This window comes from Thermodesulfobacteriota bacterium (assembly GCA_035325995.1).
Classification (GTDB): Bacteria; Desulfobacterota_D; UBA1144; order Nemesobacterales; family UBA2774; genus JADLGH01.
This window is the reverse complement of sequence record DAOKYU010000001.1, coordinates 36045-59016: the sequence shown is the minus strand read 5'-3', so window position 1 is coordinate 59016 and position 22972 is coordinate 36045. Positions and strand designations below refer to the sequence as shown.

Genomic DNA, 22972 nt, shown 5'->3' with positions numbered 1-22972 from the left:
GAAAGTGTCGGAGGGGGATCAGGAGACGCGGCCCGACTTTTTGGTTTGACACGGAATGTGCCGGCTGCTATCATTCATTATCGTTTCATGGCAAAGACGCGACCATGAGCAGAGGATGCAGATGGACCGAACAAAGTGGTTGACAATAGAAGAACTGGCCGAATACCTGAAGATGGGCCGGACCAAGCTTTACCGCATGGCGCAGGAGGGGGACATCCCGGCATCCAAGGTCGGCAACCAATGGCGCTTCGACCGGGAGGAAATCGACCAATGGATGAAGAGTCAGAGGCCAGCGGCGGATAAGGAGCAAACCGGAGGAACGGAATGAACCCCTCCTCAGCTCAAAGCTCGAATGAAAAAGCCGTTCGATTGGTCGATTATCTGCTTCGATTGGCGTCATTGCGCACGAAGTTGATCCGCGACATTGCCGACTACGAGAAAGTACTTTGGATATCGGATCTTCCGCATGAGCGCGATTGCTTCACGCAGGCATGGGGACGTGAAGAGGAACACGAGCCGGATGAATGGCTGGAAGTACAGAATCGGCGGGAGCCGGAATTGCCCGTGGTTCCCGCTCAGTGCAAGGATTGGGTGAGCCTTCCATCGCTCCGAAACAAGAACGACCTGCCCGAACTCCTCACAGAGATTACCCGGCAAATCCCAAACCTCGACTGGCGCGAGGATTCGGACCAGCCAAAAACCATCCCGCACACCGAACATCTTGAAGAGCATCCCGAGATTCAACAGGCATGGGATCGGTATGTCGAAGACAAATGGCTGCCGTGGACGGAAGAACACAATTCATGGGAGAAAGTACACAAGGTCTATTCCGCTCTCTTTGCCATTCATCAGGAGCAACTTCGGCTCGGCGAGGAATACGAATTGGTGCTCGGTATGGGGTTGCTGACATGGCAGACGCCCAACGGGCAGCGCGTCCGGCGTCATTTGGTTGTAGCCGACGCCATTCTGGAGTTTGAGGCCCGCTTGGGGAAATTCACCGTCCGTCCCCACACAGAGGGTGCCAAGCTGCGCCCCGAACTGGATATGCTGGATATCGAGGAACAACCGGCACGCGCTGAGGAGACTGCGAAGGGGGCACTGGCTGCAGCCCAAGACGATCCTTGGGAAAAAGGCTGTGTCGAAGGCGTCCTTCAAGCCTTGGTGCATTCGATCAGCTCACAAGGCGATTATGACAGCTCGCTGGAAGCGAAAAACGTCCGCGCCTCGGCGAAGCCCATAGTGGAATATGCTCCAGCTTTGATCCTGCGAAAGCGTTCCGCTAAAGGTCTTACCGAAACCTTAAAACGGATCAAGGAACAAATCGAGCACGGCGAAGACATCCCCGGCGAATTCGCGGACCTCGCGGAAATCCGTCCGAAGGACGGCCTCGAATTGCCAAATGGGCCGGAAGAGGCAAACGCTGCATTCGATGGTGAAATCTTTTTCCCCAAACCATCGAACGATGAGCAGCGCCGCATTGTTGACAAGATTCGAACTGCAAGCGGCGTACTCGTGCAAGGGCCGCCGGGCACCGGAAAATCACATACCATTGCCAATCTGATTTGCCATCTGCTTGCCACGGGACAGCGAACGCTCATCACGGCGAAAACGCCGCGTGCCCTTCAGGTTCTTGAAGGACTTATACCTGATGAGTTGCGGCCACTATGTATCAATCTTCTTGGCAGCGGACTTGAGGAACGCCGCTCTCTCGAATCCAGTGTTAGCGGCATTCTTCGCAAGAATGAGGAATGCAACGAGGACCACGCCGAGCAAGAGCGCACGGAACTTGAGGAACGCTTGCGGAAACTCCGTGAGAAGAAGGAGGAGGTCAACCGGCGGCTCCGTGACATCCGGGAGTCCGAAACGCATACCCAGTCCATCGCGGAGGGAGCCTATCGTGGGACGGCGGCCAGAATCGCTGAGGTCGTGAACCAGAATCGAGCCGATTACGAATGGTTTACGGATACCGTTCCTTTAGACAAGATATGTCCAATAACCGCAAACGATCTGCAAAGCGTTCTTGAAGCGTTGTGCCAATTCACACCAGAGAAGCGCCAGGAATTGGACCTTGCATGGCCTGAGCCTGAGACGTTGCCATCCCCAGAGCGATTTGCCGAACTCGTGAGGAATGAGGCAAGCGCAATCGAAGAAGAGCAGAACGCATCGCGTGGGGTCGACGATCGGTTAGCCGATCTGCTGGCAAGGAGCAATCCTTCGAGCATTGAGTCAATTCTTAAGACGTTCTCATTTTTTCGGGACACTCGAAGAAGACTTCTCGCAATGCCACATTCATGGATGAGCGACGCCTTGCGCGATATTCTATGCGGAAACTCGTCCCTGTGGCATGAACTCTTGCGTGTTACGCGGAACGTTATTACCTCGATTGAAAAAATCGTTGCGTCCGCCGACGAGACGCGAATCGAATTCCCGGACACTACAGATATCAGATCGTTGTATGAAGACGCATATAAACTGAAAGAGCACATGGAGAATGGCGGGAAACTGGGGTGGTGGTTGTTTCGGTCCAAACCGGTGAAAGAGCGATTATACGTTATCAAGACCGTGAAGATTGGCGGACGCCCATGCTCCACCGTCGAGCATTTCTCAAGTCTTGCCGATGCGCTACACGTCCGTATTGAATGCGAAAAGGCATGGGGTTTCTGGAAAGGGCGTAGTGAAAAGGTTGAAGGGCCGCATGCTCTTCAACTGACCGCCCTCAAGGTGTTGTACGATGCGCTCGAAAACGCGTTGGCGCTCGAAGATATCATAGCCAAGTGCCGGGAAGCGACAAGCCAGTGCCCAGACATGGGCGAGCCCCTATGGGCCGACGAATCCCAAATTGAAAGGATTGTCTTCTCGTGTCGCCTTGCATCGGCCCGTATTCGTAAGCGGCTTGCCACCAAGGCAATCCAAGATATTGAGGCTCAAATTTCCCGTATGGCCGTCAAGGACGATGTGCATCCCGTGACAAACGATCTGCTGACTGCAATTCGCAGCCGCGACTTTGAGAAGTTCGCACTACGTGCGAACACGATGCTGGATTTGGAAAAGCAGCGCCAGAGTCTTCAAGAGATGGACGAATCTCTCTCGAAGTTGCGTCTTTTGCTCCCTCAGTTAACGAAATCCTTGGAACAAACCTACAACGAGTCCTATTGGGATGAGCGAATCCAGCGTATTGGCGATGCCTGGCATTGGGCGCAGGCGAGGTACTGGATCGAGGATTACATCCGGCAGGAAGACGTTTCGGCACTTGCCAAGCGCGCCAAACAAATCGAGGACGAGATAAACAGCATTATCGCGAAGCTTGCCGCCATCCACGCCTGGTCGTTCTGTTTCTCGCGGCTCAAGGAAGACCATCGCCGACACATGGAAGCTTGGCAACAATCCATGCGGAGGCTTGGCAAGGGAACGGGTAAGCATGCGCCGCGCCACCGGCGCGAGGCTCAAGAACACCTCAATAAATGCCGTGAGGCGGTTCCGGCATGGGTAATGCCACTCCATCGCGTCTGGGACACGGTTGATCCGGCACCGGGCATGTTCGATGTGATTATCGTTGATGAGGCTTCGCAATGCGGCGTCGAAGCGCTTCCCTTGTTCTATCTCGGTAAAAAAATACTGATCGTTGGAGACGACAAACAGATCAGTCCGGATGCCGTGGGTTTACCACGCGATGCGGTTCATCGTTTGATGGAAGAGTTTCTTCACGATTTTCAATTCAGGTCGTCGTTCGATATTGAAAGCAGCCTATTCGATCACGGGAAACTTCGGTATGGAACCAGACGTATCACGCTGCGGGAACATTTCCGCTGTATGCCGGAGATCATTCGCTTCAGCAACAGCCTGTGCTATTCGGATACGCCGCTGATTCCATTGAGGCAGTACGGCCCTAACCGGTTACCGCCGCTAGAGCATGTTTTTGTGAACGGCGGGTATCGCGAAGGTTCAAATAACCGAATAATCAATCGACCGGAAGCCGAAGCCATCGTCCAAAGGGTTGTCGAGATGTGCGGCGACAACCGGTACGACGGCAAGACGATGGGCGTAGTAGTTCTTCAAGGCGAAGCGCAAGCGGCCTTGATCGAAAACCAACTATTCGAACAATTGGGGGCTGAGGAAATGGAACGACGACGCTTGGTCTGCGGCAATCCCTACAGCTTCCAGGGCGACGAGCGGGACATCATGATCTTGTCGCTTGTAGCGGCCAGCAACGAAAGAATTGGTCCTCTGACGAAACCAGCGGACGAGCGCCGCTTCAATGTCGCGGCCAGTCGGGCCCGCGATCAAATGATTCTTTTCCATTCGGTTACCTGTGATGATCTTAGTGTGCATGACTTACGGCGGCGGTTGCTCGAATTTTTCGAGAACACAAGGCCACTACAGATTGCCGGTATCGACCGGAACGAGCTGGAGCGGAGAGCTTCGTATGATAATCGGCGCGTAGTGAATCCTCCCGCGCCATTCGAAAGCTGGTTCGAGGTCGACGTTGCCTTGGAGCTTCTTCGCAGTGATTTTACTGTGCTTCCACAGTATGAAGTTGCGGGAAAGAGTATTGATCTCGTAGTCGAGGGCGGGCAGGCGCGGCTGGCTGTCGAGTGTGATGGAGACTATTGGCACGGCGCTGAGCGTTATGAGGCTGATATGCAACGCCAACGGCAACTTGAACGTTGCGGATGGGAGTTTTATCGTATCAGGGAATCGGCCTTTTACTCCAATAAAGACGGTGCTCTTGCAGGGCTGTGGCGAGCTTTGGAGGAAAGGGGCATCTTTTCAGCATCACGGCAAAGGAATACGCATACTGAAGACGGTTTGAAAGATGATGATCTCAGTGGGTTCGACAGCGATACTGCTGACGATGATGAAAACGATTACGACGATGGAGAAATATTATCCGGCGATTCCGATAACAACTTCAGTCCATCAGGACGCCGAGTGGAGGAAATAACTAACGAGGAAATACAAACAGCTATCCGTTCAGCATTAGCGAAGTGCCCGAATCATTCATGTACACTGCATTCCATGACGTCTCGCATACTTAAGGAAGTAGGGGTATTGACACGCGGTAATCCTCGCAAAACTTTTGAGCGCCGAGTGATGCGCTGTCTCAATGCACTGGAGGAGCAGGGAATTATTGAAAAATACAAGGCCAAGAATAATCGAATCAGGATTCTGAAATATTAGGCCGTTCCTTCTTGGCCTTTTCCGCCAGTTCCTCACCGGCCGCCTTTTCCAGCGCCTTGACAAGCTGCTGCTTGTTCTTGAGCGGGCCGATGTGGTGCTTCTTCTTGGCGTCGATCAGGGTCGCGCCTTGGAGCGCCTTGTGATCGACGCCGGGTTCCAACTCGTCGAGCAGGTCGATCACGTCCTGCTTGGTCATGTTGAGGGAGACGCCCTTGGCTTTGGCCATCTCCTGGAGTTCGACCACGGTGAGGTCATGCAGCCCGCTGCTCGGCGGAATCTTCTTGAGCTGGTCCGCCAGTTGCTGCGCCTGCTTGAGGGACGCCTGTTTCTGCGCCAGGAGTTGAATCAGGTCGTCCTTGGTGCGGAGCAGGCCGATCTTGTGTTGTTTGAGCTTGGCGTCGAGGGCGGCTCCGGAGAGGGTGGAGTGGTCCACGCCCGGCTCCGCCGCGTCGAGCAGATGGATGAAGTCGGCTTTGGTCCGGGCGATGGAGACGCCGTTCTGCTTGGCCAGGGTCTGGAGTTGCTTCACGCTTAGAGTGTTCAGGTCGGCGATCTGTCCGCCTTCGAAGGCTGCCTTGAGCTTCGCGTCTTCCGCCGCCTTGGCCTTCGCCTGCTCTTCGATGGCCTGGGGCGGGATGATGCACGCGGCGGGTTCAGCCGCGGCTTTCGCCCCCAGCTCTCCTCCGCAGATCACCAGGGGCCAAGCGACCACGCTTGTGCAGCGGCAGTTGGGATGGGCCGGTTGCTGGGGAAAGCGGTTCGTGTCGAACACCTTGCCGTCCAGCGGCCCGCAGACGGGGCAAACCCGCTCGTCCTCCATGGTCATCCATTCGAGCTTCCGAACTCCGACCCGGTCGTGGAACTTGAGTCGCCCCTGGTTATGGGCGCGCAGGACCTCCGTGCGGGCTATCACCTCCATGCGATACTGCGCTTTGGTGAACACCTTGGAACCGGCGTAGCGGAAGGACTCAGGGTTCTTCACCACGCGCCCGAGGTCGCGGACGATGTCCTCCACGCCCTTGCCGGTGACGACGCCGCCCATCACGACCCGTTTGATGCCGTCGGCCAGCTCGCGGTTGACGTCGCCGGCCAGGACCAAGTTGTAGTTGGTCATGAAATCGAGGGCATCGGTGTCCACCAGGGTGAACACTCGGGCGGCGAGCTTGTCGATGCCCTCCGGGGTCAGGTCACGATAGAAGGGAAGCTGGGCCGCGGCGAATTCGTCGATGCCGCGGTAGACGCCCTGGCGGAAGGATGTCTTGGCCGTCTTCCGGAAAAGCAGCGTCTGCTCCCGGTGCAGCCGGCTCGTGGTCTCCTGGATGTCGGCTTGCAGTTTCTTGAGGCCTTCGAGAGCAGCGAGTTTGTTATCGGGAAGGGAACCGAGGCTCTTGTAGCGGAGGATGGCGCGGCGCACCTCCTCTTCGGCGGCGGCGAGCATCGCGGTCAGCTCGGCGACCGTTTGCTCCGTATAGAGATTGCGTGCGCGGACACTCTTCTCCGTGGCCAGGCGAATGGCCTCGGCTTGGGAGAGGGGACGTTTGGCCGCGAGCGCACCGATCATCCCCCGCACTCCCGGCATGCTGCCTGCCGGGACGTAGGTTCCTTCTCCCGGTCGGAGCCGCGTTCCATCGCGGCGGTTTTCGGGTCGAAGAAGCGGCAGACCGGGGTGTCGAAGGTGGTTTCGTTTCGTTGGACCCGGCAGTGGTTGAGATCACCGTCGAAATGCACACAGTCATCACAGACGGCGGCGATGCTTGCGCGGGCGAACGGCCCGGCCCACGATGCCTCGGCGCGACTTCCCGTCGGGTTCTTCGCCGGGTCGAGGCCGAGCATCTCCTGGGCCGTCTCGACGCCCATGATTCCGGCGGTCACCATATCGACGATGGGCTTGATCTGCTTTTCGTCGAGCATGTCCACCGAGCGCTTCTCGGTCTCCCGGTTGGCCGCCTCGATGTCAGGGTCGAGGTCCATCTTCAGTTGCAGGCTCGAACGGCTGATGAGCTTGCGGTCGTAGAGCTCGATGAGCAGGCGCTTGAAATCGACCGCGTCCGAGGGATCGAGGTCGTTGAACAGGAACTGGAGCGTCTTGTCTTCCCAGCCTTTGAGCTCCAGCCAGTCGTTGAATATCCAGTTCAGGATGCTCCGGGCGGCCTGCTTGATCTCCCGGATCATCACCAGCATCTTCTGGAGGCTCACCGAGGCCGTGGCGAAGTTCGGGCCGTCCCCGGTCACCAGCGACCGCGAGAGGCCTAGCGCCACGACGATGTCCTCCTTCACCTCCTTGACCTTGTCCTCGACGTTGAGGACCTGCCCCTCGGTGCCGTGGGTCTCGACCGTGACGTAGAAAGGGACGACCAAGCCGCTCTTGAGGTCCATCTTGTTGACCATGTCCCGGACCTGTTCGAGCATCTTCTGGTCGGGCATGACCATCTTCTGGCCGAACGCGCCACCGACTTTGAGAAGCCTGAATGGCGTGGCCCAGCGCTTGGCGATGGCCTGTTCGGCCCGGCGGTAGTCGCGGAGGAGTTCGATGGACTGGAACGCGGGAAGGACGAGCGAGTTGCCCCGTGGCGAGAAGGCCGGCGCGTCCCACTTGAGATGGAGCACCTGCTCCACGGGAAGGTCCAGTCCCTCGTCCGCGGCGGGATTGTCTTCCGGCGTCTGCCGGGCTTCGACGAGCCGCCCTTGGGCGTACTTGACCCTGACCGACACCGGGTTGACGCAGACCAGTTCCTCCAAGTCCTTGCCGTCCTTGGTGTAGCGTTTGAATCCGACGGCGTCGCCCTTGACCAGAAGCTGGAGAATCATGTCCTTAACGAACTCGGAGACGCTCAGGCGGTCGGCGACATCCACGGCCTCCCATTTCACCTTCTCGTCATCGCCCGCGATCTTGATTTCTTCGCCCACGGCGAAGGTGCGCCAGGAGTTGACGCAGTTCTTCACCAGCGGTTCTTCGAGGTAGTACTCCCAGGCCTTGCGCGCCCGGTCCTCCCAGGAAGCCGGGATCGCTTCGGAGGCGTTGACCTTGCTGAACACGGACGGGTCCAAGGCCGCGGCGGCTGCCAGAGGAACGAGCACCAGACCGTCCGCTGAAAGCGGCGTCGGCTCAGCGCCCGATCCGGATGCCGGGCTGTCGGGTGTCGAGTTGCTTCGTGTTTCCACCGGGGTCCTCTCGGTTTCTTGCCCTTGTGGGCGCGACATTCGCGCCGTGTGGCGGGGAAAGCCCGCCCCTGGGGTTATCTACCGGAGGCGAGGAAGGAACGTCGGTGGGCGGGTTGTTCGGGCTGGGGAGGTCAGACCGTATCCGGAAATATCCCTTGACACTTAGAGACCAAACCGGCTATATTTATTCCCGGATAAGGCAGAAACCGGAAGGAACCATGGCCAGGAGTGACCCTATGATAGAGACGATCAAATCCATCATCCTGGATTTCCAGGAAACCCGACTGGAGACCGGGGTGCCCCGGCGTTTGCGTATCGAGGCGGTCCACGGCAAGGCCGCCGTCTGCATCGGGGTGCGGCGGAGCGGCAAGTCGACATACATGTTCCAGGTTATCCAGCGGCTGTTGGACGGTGGGGTTCCCCGGCAGAACATTCTGTATCTGAACTTTTTCGACGACCGCCTCCACAACCTGCGGCAGGACAATCTCGGCCTGATCGCCGAGGCCTATTACTCCATCTACCCGGAGAAGAAAAACACCGAGACGATCTACTGCTTTTTCGACGAGATTCAGGCAGCCCCCGGTTGGGAGCCCTTCGTCGACCGTTTGATGCGCACGGAAAAATGCGAGGTGTATCTGACCGGTTCGTCAGCCAGAATGCTGTCGAAGGAGATCGCCACGCAGATGCGCGGGCGGGCGCTTTCGTGGGAGATGTTTCCGTTTTCGTTCAGGGAATTCCTGGACTACAAAGGAATCGCGAGCGAGGGCGCGCTGTCGACGAAAAAGCGGCTCCTCGTTCAAAAGGCCTTCGAGGAATACTGGGAGGCCGGCGGCTTCCCCGAGGTCGCTGGCCTTGGCCGGAACCTGCGGATCAAGACCCACCAGGAATACTTTCACACCATCCTGTTTCGGGATTTGGTCGAGCGCCACGATGTTTCACACCCGAAGGCGGTGACCGATCTGGCGCACTGGCTGGTGGACAACACCGCTTCGCTTTACTCGGTCAACAGTCTCACGGGCTATCTCAAGTCGCTGGGCCATAAGGCTCCGAAGTCCGCGGTGTCGGACTACCTGGAATGGTTCGAGGACGCATATTTCCTGTTCACCGTGCGCATATTCGACCCGTCCCTCGCGCGTAGCAACACCAATCCGAAAAAGGTCTACTGCATCGATCACGCACTGGTCATTTCGGTGTCGTCGGGAATTCTGGTCAACTCCGGCCATCTCCTTGAGAACCTCGTGTTCACCGCGCTCCGGCGTCTTCATCCGGAAATCTACTATTACAAGACCAAGGCCGGCCGGGAGGTCGATTTCATCGTCCCGATGCGAGGCCGGCCGCGGATGCTGGTCCAGGTGTGCGAGTCTCTGGCGGAGCCGCAAACGCGGAAACGGGAGACTGCGGCCTTGAGTGAGGCGATGGCAGAACTGGGTCTCTCCACCGGAACCATCGTGACCCGGAACGAGGACGAGCGGATCGAGGCCGGCGGCGGGACCATCGAAGTGGTCCCGGCATGGCGGTTCCTCCTCGAACTGCCGGAATCTACGGAATAGCTGCATGAGATTCTTGCTGATCAGCGACACACACGGAAGGCTCGGGGTGATCGACGAACTGACCGACCGGGTCCGGGCCGATGCCGTGATCCACGCCGGGGACTTCGGGTTTTTCGACGAGGGGAGTTTCGAGCGCCTCTCGGACCGGGAGCTTCGTCTTCACGTCGCGCATTCCGATCTGCCGCGAACCGAACGGGACCGAATCCTGGCGCTTTCCCGAAAGGACATGATCAGAACGGCGAGGGAGCACCGTTTGCTTGGCGCGTTTCAATTTTTCCTCGAAGGGATCGAATCGTTCCATGTTCCCGTTTACGCCGTCTGGGGAAACCACGAGGACAAGGAGGTCGTCGAGCGGCTCTTCCACGGCGATGTCGCCGTAACAAACCTCCACATCCTGCATCACCGGCGTGGGTACCGGGTCGGACCGGCGTTTATCTCCGGGCTCGGTGGAAATGTGCTTCCCGGCTCGAAGATGATGCAACGGCCCATCGCAGGCGGCGGAGGGAAGATATGGAGCGCGCTTTCCCAGTTCTCCGATTTGATACAAACCGTCGAAAGGGATGCGGCCCCGGCCATGGTGCGCATCTTCGTTTCCCATGTCAGCCCGGGAAAGGAGCCTTTCGTGGAACTTATCGGTGCCAGGACGAGGGCGGATTTCACCGTCAGTGGACACATGGGAGCGCCCGCCAGCATGGTCTGGAATGCGTTCGCGGTAAGCACCGTCGAGGAAGCGGAAAAACGGCTTCGGGATGGTTTCGACGCCGTAAGAGAATCGTGTCTGGACACCGCCAAAACGGATGCTTCATGGGTTGCCGAGACACTCGAATTCATCGGCCGGGTTCCGGAAGATACCATCGACCTTGGAAGGGGCGTCAAAGCGCCCCGCTGGTATCGGCGGATGACGCATATCAACCTGCCCGACGCTCATGTGGGCTACGCCGTCCTCGATATCGACGAGACCGGCTCGAAGCTCCAGACCTTCCTCAGATAAAGACCGGCTCGGTCGTAAGCGGCACCAGAGAGACCGTCTCCTCGCCCACTTGGTTGAGGACGGACTGCTCCCGGGCCAGCATGGCGCAGCGCACGGCGTCGATGACGTGGTCGTTGCCCTTTGAGTAGACGATGCGTCCGTCGTGCAGCGTGTAGGTGTGGGTGGTGAACTGGTCCTCGATCTCCAGGTCCTCGATGGGGAACACAAGCTGACGTCGCTGGAGCGCCCCGGCGATAAGACTGGTCATGAATTCCTTGGTCCGCTTCCTGACCTCGTGGCCGTCGCGCACGGCCAAGGTGGTCATGCCCCCGAAGTCATAACCGCGCAGCCGCCCCTGAAGAGCCAGGTCTTTGTACTTGTCCAGGGTCAGCAGTTCCTGAACGACGGCCATTCCGTTGCCGCCGTTGTCCACGCCGATGCCCGCGGCTGTGTAATACCGGTCCAGAAGAGCGACGGTCTGGGCGATGTGGGGATAGGCAACGTGCTCCATGCGGACTCGAAGGACCAGTTTGACGATCCTGCGCTCGGGCAGTTCGATCTCCTGGAACACTACGATCTCCGTCGGGTCGTTGGTGTACCCCAAGTCTCCGCCGATCCAGAAGACGCCGGTCCGCGGCAGGAGATTGAGCAGCATCTCCAGGCGGTCGTGAGATTCCTCCTCGGTGGCGCAGCCGCGCAGTTCCCCGCCGGTGACGACGACCTTCTGGTACTCGACCACATTCTGTCGGCAGAGATTGAGGTGCTCGATGTTGAACGCCCCATAGGAAGGCTTGCCGTGTTCGCCGGCCACCTCGTGCTGCCAGCCCGCGCTGTCCCGGCCGCCGTAGAACTCCAGCAACTCGGCCTCGCGCTCCTGGGTCCACGCCGGGTTCAGCCAGGAAGGCCAGCGGAACACCCGGAACTGGGTCGAGCCGGTCAAGCGGTAATAGGTCGTGTCACGCAGCCCGTTGGGCGTCGAATAGATGCGCAGTCTGCCGCCCGACTTCAGGCACTGGCGAAGCGCTTTCCAGGCCCGCTCGGTGAGCCAAGCCCCTTCGTCCACCCAGACCCGGTCCACATGCAGCGAGCGGAAAGCGTCGCCGTAAGCCCCGGCGGGACGGAAGTAGAGGATCGCGCCGTTGGTGAATTCGAGCCGGAAGTATGGTTTGCGGTGAATCTTGGGCTTGCCGTATTTGGTGAGAGCCACACTGACCATGAGGTCCGGGTTGGCGTCGAGCTGGAATTCGATCTCCTCGATCAGCGTGTCGAGATGCCCTTGGTGGGGCGCGGCGACGAGTCCCTGGCAGCCGCGGTTGGTGAAGGCGAAATGCAGGGCGTCGGTGGTGATGCAGACGCTCTTGCCCACATCACGCCCGTCGAGGTGGATGATATTCTTGTCCGGGCAGAGCAGGTCTTCCGCCTGGTGCGGCCAGTAGACCCGCTGTCCCCCGTCGCGGTTGCGCAGGTATCCCTGTCCCCAGAGGACCGGGTCCGCCAGGGTCTCCGCCAGTTTGCGCTCCTTGGCGGATATCCGGGCCATCAGGGCAGCCTCGACCTCAAGACCGACCCGAGGACCGTGCCGACGATCTCGGCCAGGATGTGCTGGACGGCGAGCATCCCTTCGCGGTCGCGGATCACCCCTTCGATATCAGCCGCGGCTTGATCGAGCTCCTCACACTCGGGGTAAGCCTGCCGGGCGGTATCGAGCCGGGCCAGGGCATCGTCGATCTTCCCGGCAGCCAGCTCCGCACCGATTTCGACCAGTTGCCGTCCAGCCTCGCGGACGGCCTCGCTGTTCCGTTCCAGGATTTCCTTCATTGCTTGTCCCCCTCCGGCGTTTCCTGCCCCGACGCCCAACGGTCCAGGGCGTCCAATACCCCGGCCAGGCGGTCACCGATGCCGGCCAGGCGCTCCCGGTCCGGGTGCTCCGCGTCGGCCAGGGCCTTGTTGGCCTCGGCCACGTACTCCGGCATGTAGCGGTTCGCCGTGTGAATGGCGTCCTGAATCCGCTGAGGCGGCCTGGCAGCGGCGCAACCCAGCAGGGATGCCGCCAGACTCGCCGCCAACAGCGCCTTCAGGATCGTTTCGACCTGTCTTCTCATGATTCCCCTCCCGGCCCGCCCAGGGCCTGATTGTTTCTCTGGAATGTGCATGGAACGCCTTGACTTCCGGCGCACGCGAAGCCTGTATGTGAATGTGCGCAGAGCCTTGATTTACAAGGACTTGAGCCGTTTGAAAGGGGGTGCCGAATGAGCTTTTTCGAACCCGAGACCATCCGGATCGGGAAACCTGAACTCAACGAACGAAAGGAGAACGAGTCATGAACGAGACCCTGCATCAGGCCGCACAGGCCTATCTGGAACACCTGCGGACCCAGGGAAAGAAGGAGCGGACGCTCTACACCTACGGCAAGGACTTCGAGCAGATCGAGGCCTTCTTCGGTGCGGAGCGCAAGCTGTCCAGCGTCCTCATTCCGCACGTGGGAAAATTCTTCAAGTCCGATGCGCTGCTCAAGCTGCCCAACGGGCGGGAGCGCTCCGCGCCCACGGTCGAAAAGACCAAGCGGGTGCTCCGCATGTTTCTGATCTGGGCCAAGGAGACCGGCCGCATCGACAAGCTGCCCCTGCCCAAGGACACGCCCATGGGCCGCAGCGCCAAGAAAGGAGGAGAGCGTAATGACGAACACGACGCCATCGAGTCTCCGGCTGCTGAGCAGTCCTGAGCCTCCCAGCGCGCGGCCCGGTTTCACCGAAGCCTTGGAAGCCTTCGGCAGAAGGCTCGCGGCTGAAGGGCGCTCGGAGAACACCATCAGCGCGTACCTGCGCGACCTCTCGTACTTGTCAGAGGCGCTCCTCCGGAGGCATCCGGGAATCGTCCCGGACGAGGTGACCAGCCCCATGATCGACGAGGCGCTGACCTCACCGGAGGTGACGACCTCGGCTGGAGGCGGCGTTCGCTCGCCGGCGTCCATGCACCGGTTCAAGGCGGCCGTCCGGTCGTTCTTCACCTGGGCCGAGCGGAACGGGATCGTCCGGGAGAATCCGGCCGGGTCGTTGACCCTTCGCAGGCTTCCCCGGACTCCCCCCAAGTTTCTGACCGAGGCCGAGAAGGGCCGTCTGCTCAAGGAACTTCGCGGCAGGGCATCCTCCCTGGCGATCCGGGACCGCGTCATCATCGAGGTCTTCCTCGGGACCGGCATCCGGCTGCAGGAACTCGTCGACCTTGACATCGAGGACGTGGACCTCGACGCCAAGCATCTCCGCGTGCTCGCCAAGGGCTCCGTCCCGCAAGTGAAGTTTCTAAAGTCCACTCTGCGCTCCCTCCTGCGGAGTTACCTGGTCGAGCGCCGACGCCGGGGCGACGGCGAATGCCGGGCTTTGTTCCTCTCCAACCGCGGGGAGCGGCTCTGCGAGCGTCAGGTGGCCAGGCGGCTCCAGTATTGGCTCAAGGCCGCGGGAATAGACAAGAAGCTCAGTCCGCATGCGCTGCGTCATACCTTCGCCACCCACCTCTACAGCCGGACCGGGGACATCCTGGTGGTCCAGCGGGCCCTTGGGCACCGGGACCTGTCGACCACCCAGGTCTACACCCACCTTGTGGACGGCGCGCTGGAGGACGCCCTCGAGCGCCTCTGATCCGCCGCCGCCCATGGAAGCCAAGCGGTCCACCCGGGCCGCTTTTCCATTCCCGCCTTCGGACAGGCAATGACAGAGGAAAGAGACAGTCAGCCTACAGTCGCGTCCCCGAACACATCCGCAGGCAATGATGCGGGCAGCATCGGAGCCTTCGGGAGCCGGGCGGAAGCATTGATTGAGAGAACCTTCCGGTGACCGGCGGCTTCGGAATGTCAGAGAACACGTCTTATCCGACATTCCCAGGCTGGGGATGGCCGCAAGTCCGCGTGTTTCGCGGGTCGCTGCATGGCGGGCGGTGGTGTTATCCGACCTCATTTCCGTGTTTTCCCTCCAGCGGTCGTTTTCCTGGCCGGTTTTTTCTGCGACTCCGCCAGCTTCTCAAGCAGGGCTGTGGCCCACTCGGCCGGCGTCGTCTCCGGTCCCTGGGACGCTTCGCCCTCACGGGCGATCTTGGTGGCCTTGAGGTCCTTAAGGTGACAGCGGATCATCCGGTCCAGCCGCTCGGCGGCGTCCCAGTCGCCGGACTCCTGGGCGCGGCCAAGCTTGAGGAAGTAGACCGCCACCAGCTCGACCTGCATGAAGTCCGAGCTCTTGTTGAACACGAAGTCCTGGTAGAGCTGGCCGATGATGGCCTCGAAGAGAGGACGCTCCTCCGGAGAGAGGAAGCGGTCGGCGTAGATGCCGTGGCGCAGGCTGTTCTGGTTGCCAGGGACTGCGCCGCTACCGGTCCGCGCCTTGGCCGTCTTGCGGACCTCCTGCTCGGACGCGGCGTTGCGGTGCCAGCGTTTGAGCTGACCCGCGTCGTGTTTTCCGATCCTGTCTTGGGCCTTGTCGTCTGCCATGGTCACCGCATTTTTCGTTTCGGCATCTCGGGGTTCGGGGCGGAAGGCGAATTTCGCCCTCTTCAGGGGAAACCCCCTCGATACCTACCGGAGCGGATCGCGATGCGTCGGAATGGATTCCTCGCGGCTCTGAGCCACGATCTGGCGCACCCGACGCGACGTGACGCCGGAAAGCCGAGCGATTTCGCGGGTGGGCACGCCTTGATCCTTGAGCGCCAGCACGAGCTTGCGGCGTTCCTCGTAGAAGCCCACGTCGCTCGGCACCCAGAGGAGACCGCTAAAATGCCGTCGGACGGTGTCGAGCACCTCGGGCGGCAGGACATCCCTGGCATTGGCGTAAGGCCGTTTCATGTTTCTGGATTCGTTCTCTTGAGCCATGGTTGATCCACATCCGGGTTGTGAAAACGAAGGCGGTTCTCCCGCGGTGGCGGACCGATGATCTCGATGTACTGCCGGGTCACTTGGCCGATGCGTTCGTTGGCATCGACGAAACAGACGAGACCGTAGTCTTCGCCGCAGGGAAAACGGAACCGTCCCCGGTTCTGATAGAGCCGCGCCTCGGACCAGCCGAAGGAAAGCGCCTGGTCCCGGACGGCATCGACCTTGTCGATGGCTGATTGCGGGACCTTCTCCGTGAAACGCCACTCACCGTCCTTGGGGTAAAGGTATTGCTCGACAGCCGGTCCAGGGGGGCATGCAACCGGAGAGACGGGTGCGGCACAAGCGGGACGACTCTGGGCGGCCGGGTCAATCGCCGGCGGCGGATAGGTCTTAGGATCGAGGCTCCGAACGGCGGCGAGAAGCTCGTTCTCACCGAAACGTGCGACAGCCCATGCATGGATGTCGTTGAAGCGGTTTCGCAATCCGTCGAAGGCGGCGGAATCGAGTCGTCCCGCCTCCAGCGCTTTTTTGGCCAGCGCCATCTTGTGCCGGAGCCAGGCGTAGTATTCCGGGTCCAGACGGCGGTAGCAGATGCCGTCCATGCCCACGTCCCGAGCGAAGTGTCGAGGTTTGTCGGTTTCCCAGGAGTCCAGATTCGTGGCCGCATAGAGGGCGGTGCCGTCGGGATCGGCGGTTTCCTGCGGACCGTTGCGCTCAGACGGTTCCGTTGTCTCCGGCGTGGAGACATCGACCGACGGATTGCTCGTATCGACCGGGGCCGATCCTCCGGCGGTCTGTTGCATCATGAGTTCGAGAAGGCTCACGTTCCCTGCTCCAATCGTGTGGTTTCCGTTTCATGGGATACCTACCGGAGCGGGGTCCGTACCGCCGGGATGCGAAGGTGCGAAGGTCGATGAATGCGGCTCGAACCTTCGCAGGAGCCTTCGCAGTGCTGTAGATGATTGATATTGCTGTTAGATATGAAGAAGGAAGGAGAAGGTGCGAAGGGTACCGGGAGAATCACTCCCGCGCGGACCGAAAAAACAACCGGTGGTCCGTCGGGAGACACGGGGTCACGACAAGCGATATTTTTTCTGAGTAAGGGGATGAACCCCTGAAACCCTTCGCACCTTCGCAGGGTCGGCTCAACAGCTTGATATGACGAGGTTTACGGGTGCGAAGGTCCTTCGCGGTTTGCGAAGGGTACCCTTCGCACGGGAGAGCATCGTCAGGGGAAAGAATCAGACGAGATAGGTGATGTCGTAGGTGGCGGTGCGCCGGACGGAATGCTCCGACCGGTTGACGGCGATCTCGAACCCGGCCTGGCGGATGGTGTCCAGGTCGTTCGAGAAGCGTTGGGCGAACTGCTGCACCGAGTTCATGTTGAAGCACAGGCCGAAATCCTTGGACAGCCGTTTGACGGCCACGAACAGATCGCGGGCCAGAGCGCCCTCAACGGTCGTCTCGCTCCGGAAATCGAGCTGGTAGCGTTCGAGGAAGGCCGCCTTGTTGGTCTTGGCGACGTTCAGTGCGGTGCTCTCCCGGTCCGCATCGAGTGCGTGCCGGTAGGCCTTGAAGAGCGCCGCCAGACAGGTGGCGATGGGATTGGACTCGCGGGCGGTCTCGAGGCTGACGCTGTTGAGCGTGGCGATCCGGCTCACGAACTGCGGATGGAGTTCCTCCAGCGCCCGGTCGATCACTTCCTGTCGCTCCCCGGCGAGCATCATCAGGTACATGAGACTCAGGTAGTCGTTGCATCGCCGCTTGCTGTGGTTTCCGAGGCTCCGGTGCAGAAGCCGCATCACCTTCTCTTGAGCGCCGGCCCGGAGCATGGCCAGCAGGTGGCTCGTGCGTTTCATCAGGGAAGAGACGATCAGATCGCGGTGCTCCCGGAGCGCAGCCAGAATTTTCGCTTCGAGGAAACAATCGCTCGCCTGCTCGTCCATGTCGAAGCGGATGATGAACGAGCGGGACAGGATTTCCGCGAGTTCCCCTCCCAGGGGTTCGATGCCGGTCGTGTTGAGCAGACACTTGGTCCGTTCGATGACCGTTTCGGTGTCCGTGCCGCTCTTGCGCTTTTCCTTGGCGATGCCGGTGATGCTGGTCAGGATGAAGGTCGTCAGGTCCTCGGTCATCTGCTTGACCTCGATGTTGTCGAGGACGATGAGCGGGTTCTGCGAGCCGTCGGTATAGTTGGCCGCGTCGGTGCTCTTCTTCTGCTGGGGCTCGCCGTAGAGCAGCGCCGAGATCAGTTTGCTCGCGGTGGTCTTGCCCGAGCCTGCGGGACCCTCGAACCGGGTCATGGGCCTCGTGCCGGCGAAATCGATCAGGAGAAAGCAGGAGAGCCAAGAGAGGATCAGCACCCGATCCCCCGGCGCGCAGGTGAGATTGTTGAGCAGCAGCTCCACCAGGAGCCGGTCGGCTTCCGCGGGATCGGCGTCAGGAAGGAAACGGATCGGTGCCATCTTCCGCGAACCGTCCAGGATGACCCCGTCCGCGTTGCCGCCGTTCTTGAGGATTTCGACTCCCTCCGGAGTGATCTTGGCGATCTCGTGGTCGGCGTTGTTCAGGTTGAAGTAGACCGTTTCCCTAGCCACGTCCGTGTGAAGCCAGGAAAAATGCTCCCGCACCTGTCCGCGCTCCACCGCCAGGTTTGACAGCACCTCATAGAATGTCCTGCCGCCGCCGGTGGTCTGCACCATCCCGGTGTGCTTGTACATGAGCGACGCGTAGAGCCGCTTACGGCCCCGGTCGGGCGTGTCCATCCACAGGATCGTGTCCTCGAAGAACATGAACGGCTCGCCCTGGGGCGTGCGGAAGAACCGGGCCCCGTGGGCCGCAAACCAATCGTAGGCAGCCTCGGCGGCGAGCGTGAAATCGGGCGCGCCGCGCTCCTCTTCGGTCTCAAGCAGAACTTCCTCGATCCGTGCCCGGCACGATCCGGGAGATGCCTCCGATGAGCGCTTTTCCCGCTTTCGTTCCTGCCTGGCCTGGGACCTCTGCTCTTTCTTCACCGCCCGTACTTGGTCGCGCAGCGTGGCCAGCGAGAGTCCCGTTTTGCCGTACCGCTCCTGAACGAGTTTCAGATGGCGGTTCTGCTCAAGCGGGGTGAGGTATGCGGCTTCGCGCAGAATCGGTTCGAGCAGCCGGTTGCGCTCCTCCTCCGAGACGTCGGTCGGCAGATGCGAGATGCCGAACTCCAAGGGCGTTTCGGCCTTCGCCATCAACTCTTCGAAGTCCTGGGCCGAGTGACCCGCCACGAAGTAGTCGTTGACGTCGATCTTGGCTTCGGAGAGCAGACGCTCGGCCTCGCGGATTTCATCCGGGGTCCGGCCGTCGAGGCGCTTGGCCAGTTCGCGGGCACCCACGGCGGCGTCGAGAGCAAACCGCTCCCGCAACTCCCGGCGGGCGTTCTCGCGTCTTTCGTCCAGGGGGAGAACCGCAAGCCGTGTCTGTATCCGGTGCTCGGAAAGGACTGATGCGGTCTTGAGCGCGCCGTTCAACCCGGCCTGGGAGATCTCGTTGTCCTGGCAGACGTAGACCGTCTTCACGTTGCGAAGACGCGGCAGCAGCCGCTCCCAATCCGCTTCGCGGATACGGACAGTCACCGGCGACACGGCTGGGAAGCCATGTTCCATGAGGGATATGCAGTCGGTCACGCCCTCGGTGATGATCAACCGTTCCGGGTCGGCGAGCAGACAGTCCTCGTTGTAAAGGTGGCTGTTGTCGATGCACGGGGCGATGTGCTTGCGGGTGTTTTCGTCGTGGACCGGGAGCTTCTTGTATTTTCCTTGCTCCCATGGCTTGTCAGGCGTCCACGGTGTCTTGCGTCCGATCATGAAAACGACGCGGCCGCGGCTCCAGTAGGGAAACACGACGCGCCGGTCGAAGAACGGATCAAGTCCGTCTTGGTTGGTGGGACGGAACGCGCCGGATGCCGCCAAATCCCGCGGGGAAAAACCGCGTTCCTTACAGGTCAACTTCCTGACGATTCCTTCATCGCCGTCGTTGTCCGCATAGCCGATGAGGAGCCTGTCGACCGTCTCCACGGTAAGGCCGTACTTGGACCGAAGCCATTCGAGGACCTCGGGGTTGTCCTTGAGCCGCCCGTGATAGTGTTCCGCCAGGGTCGTCAACACCTCATGGACCCGCAGTTCGACCAGGCGCAGGGCCTCTGCTTCCGCCAGTTCCTCGGGCGAGAGTCCGTGCTTGGCCAAAGACGGCAGACCTGCCTTGGCCGCGAGGAAATCGCGGGCATGCTGATGGCTCTCCGGCATGGGGCCGGACTGGCCCCGAGTCACCTGGCCCGATTGGATGAACTCCACGAGCTGGAGCACGTCGCCGCCGACGCCGCAGCCGAAGCAATACCAACCCTGCTTGTCGAGCATGACATGAAGGGACCGGTGCGATTGGCTACTGTGGTTCGGGCAGTCGCATTGGAGCAGGCGGTCGGATTCATGCAGGACGTGAGCGCCGAGCAGTTCCCGCGCGACCATACCGATGTCGACCTCGGTGATCCGCCGGTAATACTCCCTCACGTTGTCCTGACGTTCGAATGCCATGCGTGCTCCGCTCCAAGAATGTCCATTCGCTACCGACTGGTCGTCGCGGGGACACGGGATTCCTCAAGGCGACCTGCATCCAGCAGGAGGGAGAGGAACGTTCGGCGGTCGTCCTGTTTCCTCTTTCTGGCGCAGTTCGAGATGCCCCAGCGGTCCCCGACGAGGACCGTCGTCTGTCTGGCCCGTGTGACGCCGGTGTAGAGAAGGTTCCGGTGATGCATGAAGGAGTGGTTCTTGTGGACCACCACCACGGCGCATGGAAACTCGGAGCCCTGGGCCTTGTGGATTGTCAGGGCATAGGCGAGTTGGATGTCCTGCAGGTTGGGCGAACCGGCCTCGATCTCCACCGGGATGCCGTCGAAGTCCACGCTCAGAGAGCCGTCGCGGCCGACGTGGAGAACCACGCCCATCGCGCCGTTCATGACGCCGATCTCGTAGTTGTTCCGGGTCTGGATGACCTTGTCATGCGCGAGAAACTTGGGCCGGCGACCGGGGGGCGTCGGGGGCGCTTCGACATTCCAGAGTCTGCGCTGCACCAGACGCTGCAGCTCGCAGTTGAGTTCGCGTGTGCCCAGCGGGCCCTTGTGGGTCGGGGTCAGAAGCTGGACATCGGTCAACAGGTCGAACCCGAGGCGTTCCACGAGCACATTTTCGAAGAGGTCCAGTACGAACCGCTGCGCGTCCCATTGATCGGTGAACTGATCCACCACGTACCAAGCCCGTCGGCCGGAGGGTTCGGCATCGCTCGTCTTGCGGACCTCGCCGTTCAAGACGGCGATGCAGTTCTCCTTCAGGATGCCTGCCTGCCGAACCACCTGGTCGAGGAGCACCGTGGGAACCATCCGCGACTGGACCAGGTCCCGCAACAGATTGCCCGGTCCGACGGGAGGCAGTTGGTTGTGGTCTCCAACCAGCACCACGGCGGACCGCTCAAGATCGATGCTCTGAAATAGGTGCCAAGCCAGGGGCACATCCACCATCGAGACCTCGTCGACGATGATCACGTCGGCATCGATGGGATCGTCCGGTCCCCGGGCGTAGTCTTTGCCGTTGAAACCCAGCAGCCGGTGGATCGTACCCGCTGGATGGCCGACGACCTGTTCGAGACGCTTGGCGGCCTTGCCTGTGGGTGCGGCCAGGATGACGCGCAGTCCCTGTTCTTCGTAAACGCCGGTGATGGCGGATACGGTGAAGGTCTTGCCGCTGCCCGCTCCGCCGGAGATGAGCGAAATCGAATGACGAAGTGCGGTGACGGCGGCCTGCCGCTGGCCCGCGTTGAGCTGCGACGAGGTTTCAGCGACCATGTCGGGCAGGCGGTCTCGGTCGGAAAAGTGCGGGTTGGGCGCTCCGCCGTTCCGGAAGACCTTTGCCAGGTCCTCCTCCATCGCACGGATTTCGGGTTTGGCGACGAGGAACCTCCCGCCGTGGGAGACGCAGACCAAGACCTTCTCGTCGATGAGCCGGTCAAGCGCCTGCTCAATGCGGTCCCGGCTGTCGAGGACGTCCATGACCAGCAGTACGTTGGCTTGATCGACCAGCTCCTCGAACTCGATCCAGCAGTCGCCCTGGTCCAGCGATTCGTTTACGCAGTGGAGAACACCGGCCCGGATACGCGCGGGGTCGTCTTTGGCTGTGCCCATCTTCCGGGCGATCTTGTCCACGCGCTTGAACCCGAAGCCGCGGACCTCGCGCACGATGATGTATGGATCTGCTTTGAGCAGTCCCAGCACGTCGTTGCCGAACTTTTTGACCAGGCTCGTCACCTGGTGATGGGTGAGATCGAAAGCGGCCAGCCAGGTGATCGCCTTGTTGGTCTCCCGCGTCTTGAGCCACTCCACGCGGAGCTTCTGTGCGGCGTCCGGCGACAGCCTTGCAGCCTCGGCGATTTGTCCGGGATCGTCGGTGATGATCCGGTCGAAATCGTGACCGAAGCGTTCGGCGATCAGACGGGCCTTGACCGGGCCGATGCCTTTCATCTCCGGGTGGTTGGCCAGGTAGTTGGCGAGACCGTCGGCGTCCAGATCGAGGTCGTATTCCATGCCCTCGACCTCGAATTGTCGGCCGTACTTCGGGTGGGTCACCCAGCGGCCGTTCAACACGACCGGTTCGTTCTCACGGGCGAAGAGGCGTCCGGCGAACTGCACCTCGTCGCCGTCTGCCGTCGTGAGACGGCCTGCGGAGAACCGCGGCCCGGCGTAGAAGACCGTCTCGATGCGGCCGCGGACGGTTACGGATTGGTTGTTTGATCTTGTTCGCATCGTCTCGATACCTTCCGGTGATACCTGTGTAGAAATTCCTCCACGAACCGGCAGGCGGCCTGCCGGTCGGAGCAGAAAAACACCGGGATGCCGAAATCGACGACGATGGAAAGCAGTGCTCCCAGGACGGCGTTGGGATGCGCTCCGGAGCGGTAGCGGCCTCCGAGGATGTCCCGGAGGTCCGCTTCCACCACGACGCACGCGGCGTCGTACTCGCAGAGACGGCGCAGCTCCCTGGTGAACCGCTTGCGGGAACGGATGACGGTGGAGACGAAATCCTCGAGGGTCTTTCGCTCCACCGCCACGGAATCCTCATGCCCCTCGACGGAGTAATCCCCGGCGGGGAGGGCGCGGCGGACGACCTCCGTGCAACCGGATTCGAAGGTGTAGGGTTCCTGCTCCCGCGTGTCGACGACGACGGTGACCCGGTCCAC

The 22972-nt window shown here is 60.8% G+C and carries 17 protein-coding genes; 6 read left to right on the top strand and 11 right to left on the bottom strand.

Features of this window, described 5'->3' with window-relative positions; translation table 11 throughout:
* Positions 1 to 121 precede the first annotated feature (121 nt).
* Both PKC29_00255 and PKC29_00250 read left to right on the top strand, forming a co-directional pair.
* The gene (locus PKC29_00255) at positions 122 to 328 is read left to right on the top strand and encodes a helix-turn-helix domain-containing protein (GenBank protein HML93843.1); all 207 of its coding nucleotides are present in this window, start codon (positions 122 to 124) and stop codon (positions 326 to 328) included.
* Entirely contained in the window at positions 325 to 5178 is a 4854-nt protein-coding gene (locus tag PKC29_00250) for an AAA domain-containing protein (GenBank protein HML93842.1), read from the top strand. Before PKC29_00255 ends, PKC29_00250 begins: the two co-directional genes overlap by 4 nt.
* Here PKC29_00250 and PKC29_00245 read toward each other — a convergent pair.
* Both PKC29_00245 and PKC29_00240 read right to left on the bottom strand, forming a co-directional pair.
* Positions 5159 to 6739, bottom strand: coding sequence for a minor capsid protein (locus PKC29_00245; GenBank protein ID HML93841.1), 1581 nt, complete (start codon positions 6737 to 6739; stop codon positions 5159 to 5161). The two genes, PKC29_00250 and PKC29_00245, sit on opposite strands and share 20 nt — an antisense overlap.
* Positions 6736 to 8340 carry a hypothetical protein gene (locus tag PKC29_00240; protein ID HML93840.1) on the bottom strand — a complete coding sequence of 535 codons (1605 nt, stop codon included), beginning with the start codon at positions 8338 to 8340 and terminating at the stop codon, positions 6736 to 6738. The genes PKC29_00245 and PKC29_00240 overlap by 4 nt, the downstream gene beginning before the upstream one ends.
* Before the next feature lie 236 nt (positions 8341 to 8576).
* On the opposite strand from PKC29_00240, the gene PKC29_00235 reads away from it, so the two are divergent.
* Both PKC29_00235 and PKC29_00230 read left to right on the top strand, forming a co-directional pair.
* Complete coding sequence (locus PKC29_00235) at positions 8577 to 9890, top strand: ATP-binding protein (protein ID HML93839.1); 1314 nt, start codon at positions 8577 to 8579, stop codon at positions 9888 to 9890.
* Between the two features lie 4 nt (positions 9891 to 9894).
* Positions 9895 to 10881 (top strand): metallophosphoesterase, encoded by a 987-nt coding sequence (locus PKC29_00230; protein ID HML93838.1) that lies wholly within the window; start codon positions 9895 to 9897, stop codon positions 10879 to 10881.
* On the opposite strand, the gene PKC29_00225 is transcribed toward PKC29_00230, so the two are convergent.
* The 3 genes from PKC29_00225 to PKC29_00215 are packed head-to-tail and all read right to left on the bottom strand — an operon-like array spanning position 10874 to position 12962.
* On the bottom strand, positions 10874 to 12400 hold the full coding sequence (locus tag PKC29_00225) for a terminase family protein (GenBank protein ID HML93837.1): 1527 nt from the start codon (positions 12398 to 12400) through the stop codon (positions 10874 to 10876). The two genes, PKC29_00230 and PKC29_00225, sit on opposite strands and share 8 nt — an antisense overlap.
* Positions 12400 to 12678: a hypothetical protein gene (locus PKC29_00220; protein HML93836.1), complete on the bottom strand. Its 279-nt coding sequence runs from the start codon at positions 12676 to 12678 to the stop codon at positions 12400 to 12402. The genes PKC29_00225 and PKC29_00220 overlap by 1 nt, the downstream gene beginning before the upstream one ends.
* Positions 12675 to 12962: a hypothetical protein gene (locus tag PKC29_00215; GenBank protein HML93835.1), complete on the bottom strand. Its 288-nt coding sequence runs from the start codon at positions 12960 to 12962 to the stop codon at positions 12675 to 12677. The genes PKC29_00220 and PKC29_00215 overlap by 4 nt, the downstream gene beginning before the upstream one ends.
* 218 nt (positions 12963 to 13180) lie before the next feature.
* On the opposite strand from PKC29_00215, the gene PKC29_00210 reads away from it, so the two are divergent.
* Entirely contained in the window at positions 13181 to 13582 is a 402-nt protein-coding gene (locus PKC29_00210; protein HML93834.1) for a hypothetical protein, read from the top strand.
* Complete coding sequence (locus PKC29_00205; GenBank protein HML93833.1) at positions 13536 to 14495, top strand: tyrosine-type recombinase/integrase; 960 nt, start codon at positions 13536 to 13538, stop codon at positions 14493 to 14495. The genes PKC29_00210 and PKC29_00205 overlap by 47 nt, the downstream gene beginning before the upstream one ends.
* 311 nt (positions 14496 to 14806) lie before the next feature.
* Here PKC29_00205 and PKC29_00200 read toward each other — a convergent pair whose 3' ends face one another.
* The 6 genes from PKC29_00200 to PKC29_00175 form a co-directional block, all read right to left on the bottom strand.
* Positions 14807 to 15337 carry a hypothetical protein gene (locus tag PKC29_00200; GenBank protein ID HML93832.1) on the bottom strand — a complete coding sequence of 177 codons (531 nt, stop codon included), beginning with the start codon at positions 15335 to 15337 and terminating at the stop codon, positions 14807 to 14809.
* 84 nt (positions 15338 to 15421) lie between these two features.
* Positions 15422 to 15715, bottom strand: coding sequence for a helix-turn-helix domain-containing protein (locus PKC29_00195; GenBank protein ID HML93831.1), 294 nt, complete (start codon positions 15713 to 15715; stop codon positions 15422 to 15424).
* Complete coding sequence (locus PKC29_00190; protein HML93830.1) at positions 15685 to 16542, bottom strand: hypothetical protein; 858 nt, start codon at positions 16540 to 16542, stop codon at positions 15685 to 15687. The genes PKC29_00195 and PKC29_00190 overlap by 31 nt, the downstream gene beginning before the upstream one ends.
* Before the next feature lie 417 nt (positions 16543 to 16959).
* Positions 16960 to 20280, bottom strand: coding sequence for a CHC2 zinc finger domain-containing protein (locus tag PKC29_00185; GenBank protein HML93829.1), 3321 nt, complete (start codon positions 20278 to 20280; stop codon positions 16960 to 16962).
* A gap of 29 nt (positions 20281 to 20309) precedes the next feature.
* The gene (locus tag PKC29_00180) at positions 20310 to 22538 is read right to left on the bottom strand and encodes an AAA family ATPase (protein ID HML93828.1); all 2229 of its coding nucleotides are present in this window, start codon (positions 22536 to 22538) and stop codon (positions 20310 to 20312) included.
* Positions 22508 to 22972 (bottom strand): ERCC4 domain-containing protein, encoded by a 465-nt coding sequence (locus tag PKC29_00175; GenBank protein ID HML93827.1) that lies wholly within the window; start codon positions 22970 to 22972, stop codon positions 22508 to 22510. Before PKC29_00175 ends, PKC29_00180 begins: the two co-directional genes overlap by 31 nt.